The sequence below is a fragment of the Bacillus sp. 05T31 genome (assembly GCF_056396725.1).
On record NZ_JBFTMA010000701.1, the window covers coordinates 1 to 2,300 of the forward strand.

At 30.1% G+C, this 2,300-nt stretch carries 2 protein-coding genes and 1 pseudogene; 1 reads left to right on the forward strand and 2 read right to left on the reverse strand.

Annotated elements, in window-relative coordinates:
• Positions 1 to 574 (reverse strand): hypothetical protein (locus AC1DJR_RS26850; protein WP_477003939.1); only part of this gene is annotated, 574 nt, incomplete at its 3' end.
• A gap of 27 nt (positions 575 to 601) precedes the next feature.
• Positions 602 to 1,327 (reverse strand): YiiX/YebB-like N1pC/P60 family cysteine hydrolase, encoded by a 726-nt coding sequence (locus AC1DJR_RS26855; protein WP_477003940.1) that lies wholly within the window; start codon positions 1,325 to 1,327, stop codon positions 602 to 604.
• Between the two features lie 849 nt (positions 1,328 to 2,176).
• Between AC1DJR_RS26855 and AC1DJR_RS26860 the strand changes: the two are divergent.
• Positions 2,177 to 2,300: pseudogene (locus tag AC1DJR_RS26860) on the forward strand (IS6 family transposase); the annotation flags it as partial.

Consider the following 2,300-nt stretch of genomic DNA (forward strand, 5'->3'; position numbering starts at 1 on the left):
CTGTATAGAGAACACTTTTCTGCTCATGGGTAAAATCATTAAAAATGTAAGCTGTATGCTTTGATTGATCATAATCAATTTGTGTGATATAACCCACTAATTTAATCTGGTGATTAATCTTATTGCTTTTAATAAGTAGTGTTGAGTTTTTCAAATCATCATTTAACCCTTTAATTACTAAATTCTCATCTTCATAAATAGCAGAGACTCCAGATTTTTCTTTTTCCCGTGCCAATTCAACTTTATTTTTTGAATCAATAAAAGCACGATTACCATTGGTAACGGAAGATAAAACAAATTCTCCTTTATTTTTGATAGTGTCTTCAAAATAATAATCAGTACCAGTTATTTTCTTTGTAACAATTTCATCTTCCGGATCTTTTATAAATACAAATTCACTATTAGGTATCACGCCTGGTTTCATATAAAGAACTCCGATATCCTTAAATGCTGTTGATTTTTGACCTTGCACGGATACATGATTTTCATTGCTTTTTAAAAGAAAATAATATATAGCTGTTATAGAGGAAGCAATTATTACTATAGTTAATAGTATAATTTTTATTTTCTTCATTATTTGCTCCTTTAAATTAAAATGGTTTTAATATGATACTGTTTGGCTTGAATTTAATATATCTATCGGCCAAACTGTAGGGCCTCCATCTGCATCTATATCAATACCTTCATTTTTCCAAGCCCGCCATACTAATTTAGAGCAATAGTAAGAAGATTCGTCCATTTTATTCATTGACAAACCATAAGGTTTTCCATTTCTCCATTGTTGCCATCCATAATGCTGTGCTCCTTGATATGAATTAGTACTTGCACCTTTTACATACAAAGCATATTTACTATTATAATAAGTGTTCCAATAATTCGCTTTTCTTTGAACACCTTCGCCTGGATTTGCTTCGAATACATACGCATTATTATCTGCTACAATTCCTGCATGCCCCCACCGAAAACTACTACTACCATTATCTAAAGAAACAAGAGCATCTCCCATTGTGCCCATACCATAGCCAGTCCATCTACTCGATGCCTGCTGCGTTAAAGATTTACTGTTTTCATTATTTGCAAGCTGTTTTTTAAATTCTTCTGTTTTTTTAGAAGCCTTATAAAATTCACTTAATATTTCTTTTTTTTGTTGAACGCTATAATTATTGTACTCTTGTTGAAATTCAGGCCCTAATTCTTCTAACCATTTCGCTTCAATTCCCGGGCTACTAGGTTCCACTAAATGCCAATCCTTTTCTTTTTCAGCACTAGCGATCGTTGGTAACGTTAGGAACAAACTAGTTAGAAGTATCCCCATTCTTTTTTTCATAATTCCATCCCCTTTATAATATAAAATTCTATTATATTATATTTTATAAAGTTATATTTTGGAATAAAAAGAAATTAATTGGAATATAGTGTTGGAAGATGTCTTTTATTTCATTACAATTTTTGTTGATACAAAGAAAAGACAAAGTTTTTTGATATTAATTCATGATAAACTTATGCAAAAAGGATGTGTATTATGGAAGCTTTTATGGAATACTTTAAGTCAACCCAAGGTTTTTTTGAAATGTTAATTTTCTACATCCCTTTAACCTGTGTATTGTTAAGTATCGTAATCACAATTATTGCAAGGAAAGTCTTTGTTGCACCAATATTGTTGGGAATTATATTAGCAATTTTCTTTATATACACCTATAAACAAATGAATGTTGTAGCAAATAATTTTGTTATAGCATATTTTATATATTTTTTTATGTCATATATAACTAGTAAATTAATAATAATTTTTTCAAACAGGAAATTTAAAGTGAAAAAGAAATCAATGTAAAGTGAAATACTAATAATGAACATCTTGCTTGCTAATTTTATTTTAGGGACTATATTATAGCTAGGATACAAAAATAGGTATTATAGCCTTTTTTACACTGACTCCAGTACAACAAATTACACTTTTTCTATTTACTCATCAATTAAATTAGTTATTTATACCTAACAAAAGAAGACCCTATAAACGACTCCTCTCTTGTTAGGTTTGTAATATCTTGATTTCGCTACATCACTATCAATCTAAGATAAATTTGGATCCCTCTAACGAAAAAAAGGTTCTGGTGCAAAAAAATCATCAAACTTGGACATACTAATACTACTAATCTAAAAAGGATGTGGATGAAGTATGTCTAAGCCAAGTGCATTCAAATGGAAACACTATCAACCTTAATGGTGAGATGGTACCTACGGTACAATTTAAGCTTACGTGACCTTGTAGAGATGATGGAAGAGCGAGGACTATCTATCTC